This window comes from Empedobacter sp. UBA3475, from assembly GCF_002378465.1.
Lineage (GTDB): Bacteria > Bacteroidota > Bacteroidia > Flavobacteriales > Weeksellaceae > Empedobacter > Empedobacter falsenii_B.
The window spans coordinates 31,437-50,069 of the sequence record NZ_DFRA01000030.1; the positions used below are offsets into that span (position 1 = coordinate 31,437).

General features: G+C 33.1%; 17 protein-coding genes. 8 read left to right on the forward strand and 9 right to left on the reverse strand.

Annotation, left to right across the window (positions count from 1 at the left end; translation table 11 throughout):
* Positions 1-16 precede the first annotated feature (16 nt).
* From B3I31_RS06400 to B3I31_RS06435, 8 genes are all read right to left on the reverse strand, one after another.
* Complete coding sequence (locus tag B3I31_RS06400) at positions 17-1,255, reverse strand: MFS transporter (RefSeq protein ID WP_286495848.1); 1,239 nt, start codon at positions 1,253-1,255, stop codon at positions 17-19.
* A complete protein-coding gene (locus B3I31_RS06405) occupies positions 1,255-2,988 on the reverse strand; it encodes a thiamine pyrophosphate-dependent enzyme (RefSeq protein WP_286495849.1) in 1,734 nt (577 codons plus the stop codon). Before B3I31_RS06405 ends, B3I31_RS06400 begins: the two co-directional genes overlap by 1 nt.
* Before the next feature lie 234 nt (positions 2,989-3,222).
* Positions 3,223-3,744 (reverse strand): plastocyanin/azurin family copper-binding protein, encoded by a 522-nt coding sequence (locus B3I31_RS06410; protein ID WP_180905630.1) that lies wholly within the window; start codon positions 3,742-3,744, stop codon positions 3,223-3,225.
* A 96-nt stretch (positions 3,745-3,840) separates the two neighbouring features.
* A complete protein-coding gene (locus B3I31_RS06415; protein WP_052217917.1) occupies positions 3,841-4,488 on the reverse strand; it encodes a 7-carboxy-7-deazaguanine synthase QueE in 648 nt (215 codons plus the stop codon).
* A 4-nt stretch (positions 4,489-4,492) separates the two neighbouring features.
* The gene (locus B3I31_RS06420; RefSeq protein WP_180906769.1) at positions 4,493-5,368 is read right to left on the reverse strand and encodes a bifunctional 5,10-methylenetetrahydrofolate dehydrogenase/5,10-methenyltetrahydrofolate cyclohydrolase; all 876 of its coding nucleotides are present in this window, start codon (positions 5,366-5,368) and stop codon (positions 4,493-4,495) included.
* Positions 5,369-5,484: 116 nt separating this feature from the next.
* A complete protein-coding gene (locus tag B3I31_RS06425; RefSeq protein WP_286512544.1) occupies positions 5,485-5,976 on the reverse strand; it encodes a hypothetical protein in 492 nt (163 codons plus the stop codon).
* 87 nt (positions 5,977-6,063) lie between these two features.
* The gene (locus B3I31_RS06430; RefSeq protein WP_291059448.1) at positions 6,064-6,477 is read right to left on the reverse strand and encodes a hypothetical protein; all 414 of its coding nucleotides are present in this window, start codon (positions 6,475-6,477) and stop codon (positions 6,064-6,066) included.
* 1 nt (position 6,478) lies between these two features.
* Complete coding sequence (locus B3I31_RS06435; RefSeq protein ID WP_286486709.1) at positions 6,479-7,480, reverse strand: NAD(P)H-dependent glycerol-3-phosphate dehydrogenase; 1,002 nt, start codon at positions 7,478-7,480, stop codon at positions 6,479-6,481.
* Positions 7,481-7,576: 96 nt separating this feature from the next.
* Here B3I31_RS06435 and B3I31_RS06440 point away from each other — a divergent pair, with 96 nt between their 5' ends.
* The 8 genes from B3I31_RS06440 to B3I31_RS06475 all read left to right on the forward strand — a co-directional run bounded on the left by B3I31_RS06440 (position 7,577) and on the right by B3I31_RS06475 (position 16,403).
* The gene (locus B3I31_RS06440; RefSeq protein WP_291059444.1) at positions 7,577-8,995 is read left to right on the forward strand and encodes a lipopolysaccharide biosynthesis protein; all 1,419 of its coding nucleotides are present in this window, start codon (positions 7,577-7,579) and stop codon (positions 8,993-8,995) included.
* 2 nt (positions 8,996-8,997) lie between these two features.
* On the forward strand, positions 8,998-9,432 hold the full coding sequence (gene dut, locus B3I31_RS06445; protein ID WP_038336568.1) for a dUTP diphosphatase: 435 nt from the start codon (positions 8,998-9,000) through the stop codon (positions 9,430-9,432).
* A 93-nt stretch (positions 9,433-9,525) separates the two neighbouring features.
* Positions 9,526-10,548, forward strand: coding sequence for a sugar nucleotidyltransferase (locus tag B3I31_RS06450; RefSeq protein ID WP_291059442.1), 1,023 nt, complete (start codon positions 9,526-9,528; stop codon positions 10,546-10,548).
* Between the two features lie 5 nt (positions 10,549-10,553).
* On the forward strand, positions 10,554-11,354 hold the full coding sequence (locus tag B3I31_RS06455) for a DUF4292 domain-containing protein (RefSeq protein WP_291046187.1): 801 nt from the start codon (positions 10,554-10,556) through the stop codon (positions 11,352-11,354).
* Positions 11,354-13,021 (forward strand): murein hydrolase activator EnvC family protein, encoded by a 1,668-nt coding sequence (locus B3I31_RS06460; protein WP_286495470.1) that lies wholly within the window; start codon positions 11,354-11,356, stop codon positions 13,019-13,021. The genes B3I31_RS06455 and B3I31_RS06460 overlap by 1 nt, the downstream gene beginning before the upstream one ends.
* A 37-nt stretch (positions 13,022-13,058) precedes the next feature.
* Complete coding sequence (gene tatA / locus B3I31_RS06465; RefSeq protein ID WP_038336575.1) at positions 13,059-13,241, forward strand: twin-arginine translocase TatA/TatE family subunit; 183 nt, start codon at positions 13,059-13,061, stop codon at positions 13,239-13,241.
* An 81-nt stretch (positions 13,242-13,322) separates the two neighbouring features.
* Positions 13,323-13,934 carry a DUF4254 domain-containing protein gene (locus B3I31_RS06470; protein ID WP_114998393.1) on the forward strand — a complete coding sequence of 204 codons (612 nt, stop codon included), beginning with the start codon at positions 13,323-13,325 and terminating at the stop codon, positions 13,932-13,934.
* Positions 13,935-14,201: 267 nt separating this feature from the next.
* A complete protein-coding gene (locus B3I31_RS06475) occupies positions 14,202-16,403 on the forward strand; it encodes a M1 family metallopeptidase (protein ID WP_221854110.1) in 2,202 nt (733 codons plus the stop codon).
* 91 nt (positions 16,404-16,494) lie between these two features.
* On the opposite strand, the gene B3I31_RS06480 is transcribed toward B3I31_RS06475, so the two are convergent.
* The gene (locus B3I31_RS06480) at positions 16,495-18,633 is read right to left on the reverse strand and encodes a S9 family peptidase (protein WP_291046197.1); all 2,139 of its coding nucleotides are present in this window, start codon (positions 18,631-18,633) and stop codon (positions 16,495-16,497) included.

The following is an 18,633-nucleotide window of genomic DNA, read 5'->3' on the forward strand; positions in this document are numbered from 1 at the left end:
CAATGAGCGGATTTTTTTATGAATTTTTGTGACCAGTTTCTTTTAAAAATAAGGTTAGAATAATGGCAATAAATATTCCAATGATCCAAAACCAAATTGCTTGATGATAATGTACAGTTTTATCTGTAACATTTACAATTTCGTTTCCATATAATTTAGCAAAAACAGGATTAACTAGAGAAGTTGCACCAAATGTCAAAAAGTTTTGAACTCCAGTTGCAGAGCCTTTTACATAATCTGGATTAGCTTCTTTGATAACCGAATATGGGATCATTGCGACTCCAGAGAAAAGCCCAAAAATGAAAAATGTAACTTTTATTGGAATTAAATCTGAAAGATAAATGAGTTGTAAAAACATCAGGATCATTCCGATACAACCAAAAAGAATAACAGGTTTTCTTTTTCCTATTTTATCCGTTATATAACCCATTAATGGACATCCAACTACCCAGCCTAGTGACGCCATAGCAGCAGTCATAGCAGCATTGTGAGCATCAAAACCTAAGTCTAATTTGAAAAAAGGAACAGCCCAAGTCATGGCAAAAATTGTTGTCGGTATAAATAATAATCCAGAAATAATACCAGTTAACCAAGAATTTGGATTGCTGAAAATAATTTTGAAAGGTTCAATAAAAGAGGTTTGTTTACTTTTTTCGATCTCTTCTTCAGACGATTTTGGAGTTATGAACAGCATTGCTACAGCTGGAATTATACATAAAACTCCAGCAATTATCCAAAATGTTTTATATCCAAAACCATTTTCTAATAATGGCGCAACCACAAATTGTCCTGCCGCTCCACCAAGCATTCCTATACATTGAGAGAAGCCTATTGCTGTTGCTAAAGATTTTGATGAGAATCCTTTGGTTGCTAAATAGACACAACCAGGAAAAGCAAATGCGCTACCTGCTCCTTGTAATAATCTGCCTGTTGTTCCAGCGAATTGGGAGGAAGCGATAAATAAAATACATCCTATTCCGAGTATAAAACATCCTGCAAACATCGAATATCTTGCACCAAATTTGTCTAAAAATATTCCAGCAATTAAAGCGAATATCGAATAGGTGTAATAATATGTTCCAATGAGAGAAACTAAATTTTCTTTAGAAATGTTGTAATTCTGAGCCAAATCTGTGATCATTAATGAAGGCGCAGAACGAGTTGCGTAATCAATGAAATAAAAGATTAAGCCTAAAACCCATGCAATGATGAAAAGTTTTTTACTTGATTGTGTGATAGATGATGGTTGATTCATTATAAATCTTTTAAATGTTTATAATTGGATTTAATCGTTTCCATTACCTCATTCATTTTTCCACCTAACATTAGTTTCGCCATAGATTTTGTCATTCCAATCATTTGATCAAGATCTACTTTTGGAGGCATTGCTAAAGCGTTTGGATTTGTAAATACATTTAATAAATACGGTCCATTATGCGCAAAAGCTCTTCCGATTGCATCAGGTAAATCATCAGGATTTTTAACCGATTCGCTTTCTATTCCCATTGCTTTTCCAATCAAAGTAAAGTCAGGATTTTCCATATCTGTTTCATTGTCAGGTAAACCAGCAACTTCCATTTCCAATTTGACCATTCCTAATGTTCTATTATTAAAAATAATTAGTTTAACAGGTAGATTATATTGTTTGATGGTTGCTAAATCTCCTAATAACATTGAGATTCCACCATCTCCACACATCGCAATAATTTGTCTATCAGGATATGCCATTTGTGCACCAATCGCTTGAGGCATTGCATTTGCCATAGAACCATGATTAAAAGATCCTAACATTTTCCTTTCCCCCGTACCCGTTATATAACGTGCTCCCCAAACACAACACATTCCTGTATCAACTGTAAAAATAGCATCTTTTGTAGCTAACTCATCTAATAAATAAGCTGCATATTCGGGTTGAATGGCATTTTCTTTTCCTTTTTCATGAACAAATGTCATTTTGCTTTCAAGAACTTTCTTGTACATTTCTAATTGACTATCCAAAAAATCTTTGTCTTGCTTAGGTTCTAATAACTCAATTAATTCGTTAATTGTTTCTTTTGCATTTCCGACTAATCCTAAATCAATTTTAGCTCTTCGTCCAAGTTTAGAGCCATCTGAATCAATTTGAATGATTTTTTTATCTGTTGGAATAAAATCTTTATAAGGAAAATCGGTACCAATCAAAATAATTAAATCAGCTTTGTGCATAGCATGATAAGCAGATGGTTGACCAAGTAATCCTGTCATTCCTATTTCATTTGGATTATTGGGTTGAATACTCATTTTTCCTTTGAACGAATATCCAACTGGAGCATGCAAATGACGAGAAAGTTTTATAACTTCTTCATTTGCTTGAGATGCGCCAATTCCACAGAATAAGGTAATATTATTAGCATCATTTATAATAGAAGCAGCTTCTCTTAATTCAGTTTTATTTGGAGTAATAATAGGTTGATTGAAATAGAAATTCGAGGTATAATTACTTTCAACGGCTTCCATTTCTGCAATATCTCCTGGAAGTCCAATAATTGCAACATCTTTTTTTGAAATAGCATGTTGTATTGCTGTTTGTACCATTCTAGGAACTTGTTCTGCTCGAGTTATAATTTGATTATAACAACTACAATCATCAAAAAGTTTAATAGTATTCGTTTCCTGAAAATAATCTGTACCAAATTCTATTGTAGGCAGAGTAGAGGCAATTACAACTAAAGGAGTTCTTGATTTATGCGCTTCATAAACTCCGTTAATCAAATGTACATGACCAGGACCAGAACTTCCAGCGCAACATCCAATCCCATTCAATTCTGATTCGGCAGTAGCAGCTATTGCTCCAGCTTCTTCATGTCTTACATGAACCCAATCAATTTTGTCACTTTGTTTAACTGCAATATTAAAAAAATTGAGACTATCACCAGTTACTGCATAAACACGTTTTATATTCGCTTTTTCTAGTAATTCTACAATTTGATGTGCTACATTCTTTCCCATAATAAAGTATTTTTTTGATTGTGACTAACAAGTTATGAAATTATAGGATAAAAATGTTTAAAATAAGTGTTAAATATTTGAATATTAAATTGTTGAAAAACAAAAAAGCCTGTTGAAAAACAGGCTTAAAATTAACACATGAGGACAAAATTTACTCTACTAAATCTTATACGTACATGAATATTTCAATATTTGTGCCAAAACTATATTTGACATAAAAAATAATTGCACAATCTATTTAACTGCTTTAATTTTTCCATTCATTGTTGCAAAATGACCAGGGAAAGAACATAAGAAATCGTATGTACCTTCTTCTAAAGTAAATTTGATTTGATCATTTTCTTTACCACCTAACAATTTTGTATGCGCAATAATTTCTGATTGTAACTCGGTCGGAATATAATCTGTCGCCTTAGCAGAAGCTGCTGTATTTGCAAAAGCAGAAGCATCAGAACCTGGTTTTAATAAAATAAAATTATGTCCCATTGCTTCTTTTGACATTTCACCAGCATTCATTAAGATTAAAGTTACTTCTTCGCCAGCTTTCACCGTAAACTCAGTTTTATCGTAGCGCATATCATCACTCGCTTTCAAAACAATATGATTGTTTGTAGCAGGCGTAGCTGTAGAAGTTTCTGCATCTTCTGATGGAGCTGTACTATAATCTATTTCTGGTTGAGTTGATTCATCTTTCTTAGAACCTCCGCAGCTCATCATCAAAATTGCCGCGAAACTCATCAAAGCTATTTTTTTCATTATTTCAATTTTTTGTTTGATATAAAAATAATGAAATCCAGTAACTTAAAAAAGTTTACTCAGTCTAAATAGAACTGATTTTAAACAGATAAATATCTAAGGAATATCCAAATATTTGTGTGTTTGTAAAGAATAACGCCATTTCGGATTTTCTTTTACATATTCCACAATCAATGGAAGATTTTTGTCGCGTTTGCTCCATTCTGTTTGTAAGAAAAGCGTACAATCTTTTCCAACACGAGCGGCTTGTTCTTCAGCAAACTGAAAATCGTGATTATTGAATACAATACATTTCAATTCATTTGCAGCTTCGCAAACTTCGTCTAACGGCAACATTAATTTTTTTGGAGAAAGACAAACCCAATCAATTTCTCCACTCAACGGATAAGCACCCGAAGTTTCAATATGGATTCTTGCACCTTTTTCGTGTAGTTTTTTTGTCAAATAAGTCAAATCCCACATCAAAGGTTCTCCTCCTGTAATGATGATTGTTTTGGCCTGAGAAGTTGCCAAATCCACCAATTCATCCACATTAGTTAAGGGATGCTTTTCAGCATCCCAACTATCTTTTACATCGCACCAATGGCAACCAACATCACAACCTCCTAATCGAATAAAATAAGAAGCCACACCTGTGTACATTCCTTCACCTTGAATTGTGTAAAAATGCTCCATAACAGGCAATAATTTCCCTTCTTGTATCAATTGTTGTTCTTCTGCAGTTGTTGATGCAATGTGTATCATAATTTTATTTTTTGTTGTTGTATGCCAACAATGTGTTTTTTAATAACATAGCGCGTGTCATAGGTCCAACTCCTCCTGGAACTGGCGTTATCCATGATGCTTTTTCTTTTACATTATCAAAATCTACATCACCAGCTAATCTAAATCCTCGTGGATTAGTTTCGTCATCAACGCGTGTAATACCTACGTCAACGATAACCGCTCCATCTTTTACCATATCAGCTTTTAAGAAACCTGGAACACCTAAAGCAGTGATCACAATATCAGCTTCTTTTGTAAATTGTTCTAAATTTTGAGTTTTCGAATGAGTTAATGTTACTGTACTGTTTCCAGGATTTCCGTTTTTACTCATCAAAATACTCATTGGGCGACCAACGATGCGAGAACGACCAATCACAACTGTATGTTTACCAGTTGTATCAATGTTATAACGCTCTAACATTTCCATAATTCCGTAAGGTGTAGCAGGTAAAAATGTTTCCATTTCTAATGCCATTTTCCCAAAATTCATCGGATGAAAACCATCTACATCTTTCTTAGGATCAATTGCATTGATAACCGCTTCTTGATCGATGTGTTTTGGTAATGGCAATTGCACGATAAACCCGTCCAATGTATCATCATTGTTCCATTTTTCAATTTCTGCAATCAAATCTTCTTGAGAAATTGTATCAGGTAAACGTAATTCTGAAGACTCGAAACCTACAAAATGACAATCCTTGATTTTATTGTCAACATAGGTTTGAGAAGCGCCATTACTTCCTACTAAAATTGCACCCAAATGTGGTACACGAACTCCTTGGTCCTTGTAATTCTGCACCAGCTCCTTGATCTCTTGTTTGATCTCTTTTGCCAGTTTAATACCGTCTAAAATTTGCATTGTTTTGTTGTGTTTGCGCAAAGATACGGACAAATTGGAAAATAAATCATTAAGTTTTGAGTTGATGATTTTTTGATTAAATATAAAAACCACTTCGTTGTGAAGTGGTTTTAGCATTATTGATATTTTTTCTGCGCTTCTTTTAAGTAATTAAAAACTTGCGTTGTTTTCATTTTTTTGGAATTCGTGTTAAAAATAAACATGCCAGTTTCGACATTGAAATAATAATCTTTTTCTCCATTTTTCAATTGAAACCATTCCAACAAACCATTTGTAAGATTAACACCAATCCAATTGATTTGTGAAGTTTTGAGGTCGAAAATAAAATTATCATTCGGATTATTTGTGGTGATATAATGTATTTTGTCGTCCAAAACATATAAAACACCACTTCCTTGAAATGCTTTCATTTTCAAGAATTTTGATTGTTGATTTCCGAAGTTATAACGCAAAACTGCTTTAAATTCTGCGTTTGGAGGAACTTGCGCTAACAAAGCATTTTGTTTCTTTTCGCGTGATTTACTTGCCCAAAAAGCAATTCCAAAAATTAACAAAAAAGGCAAAATACAACAAAGTAATGATGATAGTAATGAAAGAATGTTATCCATAGTAGATTGATTTAGGTTGTGTTAAGATACAAAAAAAGCTGTTAGAAAACTAACAGCTTTTTTGAAATTTTATAAAGTTTGATTTTATTACAAATTACTCATTTTTTCTTCCACAACTTTTCGTTCTTGTGCAATTAAATTATCTTCTTCTGTCGGAAATTGAAAAATTCCAGAATTGATGCTTTCAATGCGTTTCAAGACTTCGTAAGATGCTTTTGCTTTTACAGCATCTTCTCGATTTATATAAATACGAATCGCTTTCATAAACGTCAAAATATTTTTCTTTTTCAATTCATCTGCCAACAAAAACTGATCGCGTTCTTCGTTTGCTTCCAATAAAGTAGACAAATTATTGTCATCAATTTTGTAATACGATTGTAACATTTGATTGAAAATAATCAAAAAACCTTCATCAGCATTTCCGACTTCTAACGAAATAATTCGAGCCAATGTTTTGTTTAATTCTTGAATATATTTTGAAATAAAATCTTGTTTAATCATCTTAATCTAATTTTTTAGACAACTTTTCGAAAGTTTTCTTCGGATTTTTATCTTCGTATAAAATCTTATGAACAGCGTTGATAATTGGCGCTTTTATTTGATATTGCTCATTCATAATCGCCACACCTTTTGTAGCATAGTAACCTTCGGCAACCATATTCATCTCCAAAATAGCAGATTTTACAGTATAACCTTTTCCTATCATATTTCCGAACATACGATTTCGTGAAAAGAATGAATATCCTGTCACCAACAAATCGCCTAAATAAGCCGAATCGTTAATTTTACGTTTCATTGGACTTGCAGTTTTCAAGATATGATTCATTTCTCGAATTGCGTTACTCATCAAAACTGCTTGGAAATTATCTCCATAACCCAAACCATGTGCAATACCTGCTGCAATCGCATAAATATTTTTCAATACTGCGCCAAATTCAGTTCCGTAAATATCGTTTGAAAGTTTTGTTTTGATAAAATCACATGCTAAACAATCGGCAACGATTTGTGCTTTAGATTCGTCTTGTGCCGCAATTGTCAAATATGAAAGTCGCTCCAAAGCAACTTCCTCAGCGTGACAAGGACCGCTTACAATTCCTAATTGCTCTTCTTTTACATCGAATTTATCGAACAAATATTGCCCAACCAATTGATAATAATCTGGAATAATTCCTTTAATTGATGTCACAACAAATTTATCTGTCAATGGAACAGTTAATTTACTCAAACAATCGGCAACGTAAATAGATGGTACAACCAAAAAGATGATATCCGAATTCATGACAACTTCGTTGATATCCGTTGAAATTTTAAGCTTTTCTGACTTAAATTCGACATCAGTTAAATAATTTGGATTGTGTCTATTTCGCTCCAAATATCCTTTTACGTATTCATCTTTTACCCACCAATTGAAAGTTTCGAGGTTTTTATTCAGCATTTTTGCAATCGCAGTTGCCCAGCTTCCATTCCCTATTAATCCAACTTTACGATTAGATAACTCTATCATAATATATGTATTGAACAGACAAAGTTAATTAATTTGTAGCTTAGGTATTTTGAATTTTACGAAAAGAAACTCAATTTTGTAAAAATTTTAACGACTTTGTATAAAAAGCTTTTTAGTGAGACCATTATCTATGGTATTGGCTCTATATTGCCGAGGGTAATTATTTTAGCATTGAATTTTTTTATTATCAAGCAAGTTGATAATTCAGATTTTGCAATGTTTTCTCAATTATATTCTGCGGTTTCTTTCCTGAATGTCATTTTAACATTTGGTTTCGAAACAGCCTTTTTCCGCTACGCAACCGAAGAAGGAATGTATCAAAAAGTTTTGAATACAGCTTTTTGGTTTATGGTGATGAGTTCTACTGCGATGCTCGTTTTAGTTTTTCTTTTTTTACAACCTTTGGCAGATTTCGCAAATTATAGCGATCATCCCGAATACTTGTTGTGGTTTGCGTGGATTGCGTTTTTTGATGCAATTTGTGTGATTCCTTTTGCGGTTCTTCGTTTTAAAAATCGACCAATATTATATACAGCAATTCGCGTAATTCAGAATGTTTTTCAAGCAGTTTTGACAATTGGTTTGTTGTATTATGTTTCCAAAGATTTTATGTTAAGTTTAGGTTTCGATAATGCGATTTCCTATCCTTTTATTGCGAATTTATTAGCGAGTATTTTAGGTTTTGTATTATTAATAGGCGTTGTGCGTCATGTTCAATTCAAATTTGATCAACCACTTTTCAAGCAAATGTTTTTGTACGGTTATCCTATTATGATTGCTGGTTTGGGTTATATTTTGAATGAAAATTTCGATAAATTAGTTCAACGACAATTAATAGATCCAGCAGCAGCGGGTTCTTATGGTGCTTGTTACAAATTAGCAACATTGATGACGCTTTTCGTAACGGCTTATCGAATGGGAATAGAACCATTTTTCTTTAAAGTTGCTAAAAAAGGAAATGCAAAACAGACGTATGCGAATATTCTGTTCTTTTTCAGTATCATTTGTAATATTGTGATTCTTGGAATTTTAGCAAATATAGATTGGATTAAGAAAATATTTGTTCCAAATTCAACGTATTGGAATGCTTTAGATATTGTTCCAATAATTTTAATTGCGAATTTATTTTTCGGAATTTATTACAACCTTTCAACTTGGTACAAAGTTACTGATAGAACAAGTATCGGAACTATAATTTCATTGGTTGGTGGTGCAATCACTATTATTTTGAATGTTTTTTTATTGCCAAAATATGGTTTTATGGTTTCTGCTTGGACAACTTTATTAGCGTATGGTGTAATGATGGTGATTTCGTACATTTGGGGGCAGAAAGTTTATCCAATTCCATATAAGGTGAATAAAATTCTACTTTACATGGGAATTGCAATTGCTCTAGCATGTACAAACTACTATATGCTCGATTCTAATTTGATTATTGGTAATCTGATTCTAATCGTGTACATTGCGTTTATTGCGTTTGCGGAAAAAAACACACTTAAAAAACTAAGAAAATAAAGATGAAAGTAAAAGTTATCAACATCTCGAAACACGCTTTACCAGAATATAAAACAGCTTTATCGGCTGGAATGGATTTAACAGCTAACATAGATGCACCAATCGAATTAAAACCTTTGGAAAGAAGATTAATTCCAACAGGTTTGAGTATCGAGTTACCAGCAGGTTACGAAGCGCAAGTTCGTCCTCGTAGTGGAATGGCGTTAAAATATGGTTTAACTTGTCTTAATTCTCCTGGAACAATTGATGCAGATTATCGTGGAGAAATCGGTGTTATTTTAGCTAATGTTTCAAACGAAGCCGTTACAATCAACGATGGGGAGCGTATTGCACAATTAGTGATCGCGAAACACGAAACGGTTGAGTGGGAAGAATCTAACGCTTTAAATGAAACTGAACGCGGAGCTGGAGGTTTCGGAAGTACAGGAAAACAATAATTTTTTTGTCATTCTGAGCTTGTCGAAGAATCTAAAAAAGAAGTAATTCAATTATAAAATATCAATCTAACAAAAAATATTTTTAGAAATAAAATGAAAATTATTATCCCAATGGCAGGACGTGGTTCACGTTTACGCCCTCATACATTAACAACACCAAAACCATTAATTCCAATTGCAGGAAAACCAATCGTGCATCGTTTGGTAGAAGATATTGCGAAGGTTTGTTCAGAAAAAATTGACGAAATTGCTTTTGTAATTGGTGATTTTGGAGCTGAGGTTGAAGCTGATTTAATTGCAATTGCAGAAAAATTAGGAGCAAAAGGAACAATTTGTCATCAATTGGAGCCGCTTGGAACAGCGCATTCTATTTGGATGGCAAAAGAAGCTTTGGATGGACCAACGGTTGTGGCGTATGCAGACACATTATTTCGTGCAGATTTCAAATTAGATATGGATTCGGATGGCGTTGTTTGGGTAAAACAGGTCGATAATCCTTCGGCTTTTGGCGTTGTGAAATTAGATGATAACAGTGTTATTACAGATTTCGTTGAAAAACCAAAAGAATTTGTTTCGGATTTGGCGATTATTGGGATTTACTTTTTCCGTGATGGACAAAAGTTATATAAAGAAATTGAATATTTATTAGAAAATGATATTCAAAAAGGTGGAGAATATCAATTGACAGATGCATTAGAAAATATGCGTGCTGCAGGTGATAAATTTACGCTTGGAAAAGTGGACGAATGGATGGATTGTGGTAATAAAGCGGTTACAGTTGACACCAATACACGTGTGTTGAATCTGGATAAAGAAGATTTCAAAACGATTCATTCTTCTGCAAAAATTGACAATTCATTAATCATTGAACCATGTTTTATTGGAGAAAATGTCGTGATTAAAAATTCGAAAATCGGACCTTTTGTTTCATTAGGAAATGGAACGGTTGTTGAAAACTCGAATATTGATAACAGTTTGATTCAAGAAAATTCAATCATCAGTAATGCAAATCTTACAGATACAATGATCGGAAACAATGCCAAATATTATGGTGTTTCGCGAAGTATCAGTTTAGGAGATTATTCAGAATTGGATTTCAAATCACACAAAGCATAAAAATTATGATTAAAAAATTAACGTATATCTTTTGTTTAGGGGTTCTTGCAACAGCTTGTAACACTCAGAAAGCAGCAAAAGTAGATAAAGATAATACAGAAGTTGTTTCGGCTTCTTCAAAAATTATTCAGCAAACCTTGTCAAAAAAATCATCATTCAAAGATTTGACGATTAAGGCAAAAGTAACAGCAGATTTAGAAGAGATTTCTGGAGATGCAAACGCTACAATTGCTGTGAAAAATGGGCAAAAGATATGGGTTAATGCAACAAAATTTGGATTTACAGGTGCTCGCGCATTGATTACGCCTGATGGTTTTTCAGCTTTTGAAAAGTTAGGTGGAACATATTATGAAGGAGATTTTTCTATTGCAAATAAATTATTGAAAGTTGATTTTGTCGATTATCAAAAATTACAAAATTTGATGTTAGGAAAAGTTTTCGTTGATCTAAATCCAACAGATTATACAGCTACTTTTACAAATAATCAATATACGATTACATATAATAAAAATCAAGCAATTGCGACTTCTCCAAAAGAAGGCGAATATATACAAACATATGTTTTTGATAACGGTTTTCGATTGAAAGAAGCACATCTGAAAGATCCAAAACGAAAAATGGAAGTTGATTTGGCTTATGACAATTGGATAAAAGCTGGAGCAGAGGAATTTCCGAAAAATGTTAAAATTATTATAAAAGAGAAAAAAACGCGTCAAATAGACTTGGAATATAATAGTTTTACGTTTCAGGAAACGAACACACCGTTCTCAATTCCAGATGGGTATAAGAAAAAAGAAATAAAATAATGAAGTTTGTTTTATCAACTGTACTTTTAACGTTGTCATTATCAGTGTTTGCGCAGGTTCCGTACAATAAAGCGAACTTACAAAAACAGAATGCTCAGCTTAAAAAAGAGATTATAAACTTAAACAAACAACTCGAGGTTAATAAGCAAAATTCGAAGTTAAATGTTGATTTTGTACAGAATTTGACGAAAAAAATTCAGGTACAAACAAAATTAGTTAACAACTTATCGAAAGAAAAACGCTTTATCGAGGATGAAATTTATTTAACTCAATTAGAGATTAATAAACTTTCGCGCGAGTTGGTTGAGCTAAAAAAAGACTACAAACAGGTTTTGGTTCGAGCATATAAGAACAAATCTGTTGAAAATAAATTACTTTTTGTTCTTTCTTCTAAAAGTTTGGGAGAAGCATATCGTCGTATCAAATATTTAGAAAAATATTCGGCTTTTCAATTAGGACAAGCAAATGAAATAATTGGTAAACAAACTGATATTCAGACGAAAAAAGCAAAAAAAGAAAAAGCGAAAGACGAAAAAGAAAAAGTACTTTCTCAGCAAACTTTATTTAGTCAAAATCTTGAAAAAGAAAGATTAACAAAAGAGAAAGCGGTCGAAGAATTCCGTAAAAACGAAGGTGTTATTGTTGCTGAAATCAATGCAAAAGAAGCACAACAACGTCAAATTGATGCACAGATTAAAGCAATTATTGAAGAAGAGATTCGACAAGCAAAGATTCGTGCAGAAAAAGATTTAAAAGATTGGAACGAAGCTAAACGAGGAAATACAATTGCATCTTATAATGAGTATTTAAGAGATAACCCAAAAGGAGATTATGCGAAATCAGCTCGTACAGCTATTTTAAGAATTGAGAATGATGCCAAAGCATGGAATATTGCACGTTCAGCGCATACAAAACAAGCGTATCAATCTTATTTAAATCATCATCCAACAGGAAGTTTCGTATCTACAGCAAAAACAGAAGTTGCTAAATTTGAACAATTAGAACGCGAAGCTGAAGCAGAACGTCAACGTATCATTGCACAACGTAAAGCAGAAGAGGAAGCTCGTTTGAAAGCTCAAAAAGAAGAAGATGCTCGTAAAATTGCAGCAGCTAAAGCTGAAGCTGAGCGTAAAGCGAAGATAGAAGCTGAGCAGAAAGTTGTTGTAAAAGTGCCAGAAAAAGAACGTGTTGTAAAAGTAGATGCAGTAAAACCAGCTGAGACTTTTGCAGAACGTCCAGATTCTGAAGGTATTTCGGGAGAATTCTCATCAAACAAAGGTCGTCTACCTTGGCCTGTTGATAAAGGAACGGTTGTAAGTAGATTTGGAGCTAATTCTCACCCAGTTTTATCTAATATTACAACGCAAAATAGTGGTGTTGATATTTCAACTTATCGTGGAGCACATGCACGTGCTGTTTACGAAGGAACTGTTCAAGCTGTAATGAGTGTATCTGGAAATGGTAAGTCTGTATTGGTAAGACATGGTTCGTATTATTCAGTTTATACAAACTTATCAAGTGTAAGTGTTTCGAAAGGTGATGATGTAAAACGTGGTCAGTCTTTAGGAATTATCTATACAAGTGGAGATGGAGAAACAATCATGAATTTCCAAGTTTGGAGCGGAACAACAAAACAAAATCCTGCTTCTTGGGTAGCGGGAATGTAATAAATTAATTATATATTTGCATTAAAATCAATTCAGTATGGGATTAGGAGGTAAAGAATGGATCGTAATCGTACTTGTTGTGTTATTATTATTCGGAGGAAAGAAAATTCCTGAATTAATGAAAGGATTAGGTTCTGGATTAAACGAATTCAAGAAAGCAACAAAAGATGATAACAAATCAGAAGCTACTGAAAGTACTTCTGACAAAAAAGAAAATTAAAATATATTTTTAATTAGATAATAGAGCATTGTAGTTGCGTATACAATTACAATGCTTTTATTTTATAAACTAAAACAAAACATGAAATTCACAGATAAAGCTTGGTCTATTTTTAATCAAAGTATCAATGATTATCACAAATATGATGATGTAAATCGTCAAATCGAAAATCCATATAGCGAAGAAGATTTAATCGCTCATTTATTGTACAAAAAAAATTGGATTGATACAGTTCAATGGCATTTAGAAGATATTATTCGTGATCCACAAATTGATCCAGTAGAAGCATTAAGCTTAAAACGTTGGATTGATAAATCAAACCAAGAACGTACAGATATGGTAGAATATGTGGATAGCTGGTTTTTACAACAATATGCGAATGTAGAAGTAAAAGCAGATGCAACTTACAATACAGAATCTCCTGCGTGGGCTGTAGACCGTTTTTCTATTTTATCGCTTAAGGTTTATCACATGAAACAAGAGGTAGAACGTGAGGATGCAACACCGGAGCATAAAGCAGCTTGTCAAGTGAAATTAGATGTTTTGAATCAACAACATCAAGATTTATCAACAGCGATTGAAGAATTGTTGGCTGATTTTGAAGCAGGTAAAAAATACATGAAAGTGTATAAACAAATGAAAATGTATAATGACGAGGATTTGAATCCAGTTCTTTATGCAAACAAGAAATAATTTTCAGAAAAATTAATAAAATATAGAAAACTCATCTTTTTTGGATGAGTTTTTTTATTGCGTACAAATATGTTAATTTCATCTAATCAAAATATTAGAATGAAAAAACTGAAATTTATTACTTGCTTTACCTTATAATCAACCTAAAAATTAACACCAGAAGAATTTAAAAAGCTTCAAACTAAAATTTTAGAATAATTATAAAGTTGAAATTACCTCGTATTGAAAAATATGAGGTAATTTTATAATTACTGTAAAATTTCACACATGAAGAAAAATTATTTCAAACCCTTACTTTTAGGAATAAGTTTATTCTCGATTTCGGTTTTTGGTCAACAAGAAAAACCAAAATACGATTATCAAGAAGCTTTCAAACCATTTTTTTATCAGAATAATGCAACAGAAACTCGTTCGGCGAGTGGAAAACCAGGTCATAATTATTGGCAAAATCGTGCAGATTATAATCTGAATGTTAGTTTGAATGAAGAAAAAAATGAAATTTCGGGAACATCTGAAATTACATATACCAACAATAGTTTTGATGATTTAGACTTTTTGTGGTTACAATTGGATCAAAATTTATTCAAAAAAGAATCTCGAGGAAGTGCTTTATTACCGATTTCTGGAAGCCGTTATGGTGATTCAACTTCTGAATTTGAAGGAGGTTATAAAATTAAATCTGTTCAAATAGACGGAAAAGAAGCGAAATACACTGTTTCGGATACACGCATGCAAATTGATTTGATTAATCATTTGAAAGCTCGTGGAGGAAAAACAAAAATAAAAATCGAATATTCATTTGTTTCACCAGATTATGGAGCCGATAGAATGGGTGTAGAACCAACTAAAAATGGAAAGATTTTTACGATGGCGCAATGGTTTCCTCGCATGGCGGTTTACGATGACATCATGGGATGGAATACATTACCATACTTAGGACCAGGAGAATTTTATCTGGAATATGGAGATGTAACAGCAAATATTACAGTTCCGTCTACGCATTATGTGGTTGGTTCAGGAGAATTATTGAATGAAAACGAAGTCTACTCGAAAGAAGAAGTGAATCGTTGGAACAAAGCAAAAGCGAGTGATAAAACCGTTATTATTCGTTCTGCTGATGAGGTAAACAAAGCGACAAAAGTTGCAAAAGGAACAAAAACGTGGAAATTTAAAATTCAGAATACACGTGATTTTGCTTGGGCTTCATCATCTTCGTTCATCTTAGATGCAGCAAAAATTAATCTTCCAAGTGGTCAAAAATCGTTGGCAATTTCGGCTTATCCAGTAGAAAGTGACGGTAATGATGCTTGGGGAAGATCGACAGAATATACAAAAGCTTCTATTGAGCATTACTCGAAACAATGGTTAGAGTATCCTTATCCAGCGGCGACAAATGTGGCAGGAAATGAGGGTGGAATGGAATATCCTGGGATTGTTTTTTGTCATATGACTTCGAAAGGTGAAGGACTTTGGGGTGTTACAGATCACGAATTTGGACATATTTGGTTCCCGATGATTGTTGGTTCTAATGAGCGTGTTCATGGTTGGATGGACGAAGGTTTTAATACGTTTATCAATGATATTTCGACGAAGAATTTCAACAATGGCGAATATTACAAAAAGCAATCTGCACAACGAATGGCGGGTTATTTATTCAGCGATAATCTTGAGCCTGTAACGACTCAACCAGATAATATGCGCGAAAGAAATATCGGTGCATTGTTGTATTATAAGCCAGGTGCAGGAATGAAAGTTTTGCGTGAAACAATTTTGGGTGAAGAAAAATTCGATAAAGCATTGCGCCAATACATCAAATATTGGGCATATAAACATCCAACGCCAGAAGATTTTTTCCGCACGATGGAAAATGTTTCAGGAGAAGAATTATCTTGGTTTTGGAGAGGTTGGTTTTTGAATAAATGGACAATTGATCAAGGAATTAACAGTGCAAAATATGTAGATGGAGATTACAAAAAAGGCTTGATTTTGAAAGTTGAAAATTTTGGACAATTACCAATGCCAACTACTGTTCAAGTGAACTTTAAAGATGGGACTTCTCAAGAAGTTAAATTACCGATTGAAGTTTGGAAACGTAATACAGAATGGACATTCAAAGTGCCTTCAACAAAAGAAGTTTCGATGATTAAATTGGATCCAAATGGAGCTTTACCAGATATTGATTTGAAGAATAATACATTCAATATGGCGGATGCAAAACCTGTTGAAAAGGTTAATCCAAAAGAATACGAAGGTACATTTACGAATAAACAAATTAATTCAGAATTTGTGTTGAAAGCTGAAAACGATAAATTGAAATTAGTTTTTGGTGGACAAACTATTCCATTAGATTATCAAGGTGATAGTAAATTTGTGAATGAACAAGGCGGTTTGGAGTTGACTTTTGCAAAAGATAAAAAGACATTTTCTGTAGAAGAAGCTGGACAAAAGTTTGAGTTTACAAAGAAGTAAATTTGTTCTAAATTTTCATACTGAACCCGTTTTAGCATCACATCATAAAATATAAAAAACCACTTCATAAGAAGTGGTTTTTTGTTGACTATTATTTTTGAGATGTACCTTCTGGTTTAAGATATAAATCGAAGTAATCTGTAATTTTTTGCATCAAATGAACGCGATCTTTTCCACGAACATTATGCTCATGTCCAGGATAAACAAAATAATCCATTTGCATACCATTTTTCACTGCTTCGCGAATAAAATCAATCGAATGTTGCCAAACAACCACATTATCTTGCGCTCCGTGAATCATCAATAATTTACCTTTTAAGTCTTTTACACGGTTAATTAAATTCGTGTTTTTGAAACCTTCAGGATTATCTTGTGGCGATTCCATGTAACGTTCTGTGTACATAATTTCGTATTGTGTCCAATCTAAAACTGGTCCACCAGCAACACCAACTTTGAAAACATCAGGCTTACGTAACATAAAAGAAGTAGTCATAAATCCACCATAAGACCAACCATGAATTCCCATGCGTTCCGCATCTACGAAAGGCAAAGTTTTCAAGAAATCAACACCTTTCATTTGGTCATTCATTTCTGTAGTTGCTACATTTCCGTGAATCGCTTGTTCAAATTTAAGACCTCTATTCGCCGATCCGCGTCCGTCCATTGTAAATACAACATAACCTTTTTCCGCTAAATGATCGTACCAAAGATTTCCTGTTGCAGGAAAACGATTTGTGATTAATTGCGCGTGAGGACCATTGTATAAATAAACGATAACGGGATATTTTTTCGAAGAATCAAAGTTTGTTGGATAGATTAATTTTCCATACAAATCTGTTCCATCATCTGCTTTTAACGTTACATTTTCAACTTTCGCTGTATTGTAATTTGCCAAAGGATTTTGAGCAGTTAAGATATTTTGTTTGAATTTTCCGTTTGCATCCAATACATCAATTTTACGAGGCGTGTTATCATTACTCCAATTATCAATTGCATATTCTCCGTTCGTTGAAACCGAAACATTGTGCGTTCCAGCATCAGTTGTTATTTTACGCAATTTTCCATTCTCCCAATTCACCGCATATAAATGACGATCTTTCGGAGAATCTTTTGTTGTCATGATTAAGAATTCTTTTTTCTTCGCATTTTCTCCAACAAGATCCGTTACAATCCAATCTCCTTTTGTGATTTGGTTCAATAATTTTCCTTCCGTATTGAATCGGTACAAATGCATAAAACCATCGCGTTGCGACCACCAAACAAACTCGTTATTTTTTCCTGGAATAAAATGTAATTCATTTTGAGGTTCTACATATTTTGTATCATCTTCTTTGAATAATGTTTTAATCAATTTCCCTGAAACTGCATCATATTGATTCAATTCCATGTGCTTTTGATTACGAGAAAGTAAAGCAATATAAATATGTTTTTCGTCTGGCGACCACGTAACCGAAGTTAAATAATGATCTACTTCTGGGTGAGTTTCTAAGAAAGTCGTTTTTTGAGTGGTTGGATTATAAACACCTAACGTAACCGTATGATTTTTTGTTCCAGCAAACGGATATTTGATATTTTTGTTTACAGCAGGTTGTACAGACCAATCGATAATTGGATAATCTGTAACCGCTGTTTGATCCATTCTATAAAATGCAACTAAATTCCCTTTTGGAGAGATGAAAATTCCTTTGTGAATCCCAAACTCATTTTGATGAACCGATTTTCCATTCACGATTTCATATTTTCCGTCTTTGGTAATTTGATGTGTTTTTCCAGATTTATCAACAAAAAATAAATTGTTGTCAATTACATATCCAACTTGATTATTCGTCGCGTCAAATTCTATATTTTCTGCATTTTCAGGTAATTTCAACCAATCGTTTTGTTGACCAGCAGTTGTAATTGTTTTGTAACCTGTTTTTGTAGAAAAATAAGCTTGCTTATCATTGATCCAATTCAAAGAAGGAATTCTTTTATTCTCAAATTGAGAACTTCTAAAAATTGTATCAGTTTTAAGAGATGGAACTTCTTTCTTGATTAAAGCTTCTCCGTATGATGTTTTTACATTTTGCGTGTACGCATTTTGATTCGGAATCCATTGAACTTGATTTAGATTTTCGATACGTAAATTCGTCGATAATCCAAGTACAGCATCTTCCATTGTGACATTCTTTTTCTGAGCAATTAAACTAGCGCTCATTAAAAGTGTAGTCAATAAAATTGTTTTTTTCAT

What these genes read in the sequence shown, in the direction of transcription:
- B3I31_RS06400 (WP_286495848.1), bottom strand. Translation starts at nt 1,255, where the DNA reads ATGAATCAACCATCATCTATCACACAATCAAGTAAAAAACTTTTCATC.
- B3I31_RS06405 (WP_286495849.1), bottom strand. Translation starts at nt 2,988, where the DNA reads ATGGGAAAGAATGTAGCACATCAAATTGTAGAATTACTAGAAAAAGCG.
- B3I31_RS06410 (WP_180905630.1), bottom strand. Translation starts at nt 3,744, where the DNA reads ATGAAAAAAATAGCTTTGATGAGTTTCGCGGCAATTTTGATGATGAGC.
- B3I31_RS06415 (WP_052217917.1), bottom strand. Translation starts at nt 4,488, where the DNA reads ATGATACACATTGCATCAACAACTGCAGAAGAACAACAATTGATACAA.
- B3I31_RS06420 (WP_180906769.1), bottom strand. Translation starts at nt 5,368, where the DNA reads ATGCAAATTTTAGACGGTATTAAACTGGCAAAAGAGATCAAACAAGAG.
- B3I31_RS06425 (WP_286512544.1), bottom strand. Translation starts at nt 5,976, where the DNA reads ATGGATAACATTCTTTCATTACTATCATCATTACTTTGTTGTATTTTG.
- B3I31_RS06430 (WP_291059448.1), bottom strand. Translation starts at nt 6,477, where the DNA reads ATGATTAAACAAGATTTTATTTCAAAATATATTCAAGAATTAAACAAA.
- B3I31_RS06435 (WP_286486709.1), bottom strand. Translation starts at nt 7,480, where the DNA reads ATGATAGAGTTATCTAATCGTAAAGTTGGATTAATAGGGAATGGAAGC.
- dut (WP_038336568.1), top strand. Translation starts at nt 8,998, where the DNA reads ATGAAAGTAAAAGTTATCAACATCTCGAAACACGCTTTACCAGAATAT.
- B3I31_RS06450 (WP_291059442.1), top strand. Translation starts at nt 9,526, where the DNA reads ATGAAAATTATTATCCCAATGGCAGGACGTGGTTCACGTTTACGCCCT.
- B3I31_RS06455 (WP_291046187.1), top strand. Translation starts at nt 10,554, where the DNA reads ATGATTAAAAAATTAACGTATATCTTTTGTTTAGGGGTTCTTGCAACA.
- B3I31_RS06460 (WP_286495470.1), top strand. Translation starts at nt 11,354, where the DNA reads ATGAAGTTTGTTTTATCAACTGTACTTTTAACGTTGTCATTATCAGTG.
- tatA (WP_038336575.1), top strand. Translation starts at nt 13,059, where the DNA reads ATGGGATTAGGAGGTAAAGAATGGATCGTAATCGTACTTGTTGTGTTA.
- B3I31_RS06470 (WP_114998393.1), top strand. Translation starts at nt 13,323, where the DNA reads ATGAAATTCACAGATAAAGCTTGGTCTATTTTTAATCAAAGTATCAAT.
- B3I31_RS06475 (WP_221854110.1), top strand. Translation starts at nt 14,202, where the DNA reads ATGAAGAAAAATTATTTCAAACCCTTACTTTTAGGAATAAGTTTATTC.
- B3I31_RS06480 (WP_291046197.1), bottom strand. Translation starts at nt 18,633, where the DNA reads ATGAAAAAAACAATTTTATTGACTACACTTTTAATGAGCGCTAGTTTA.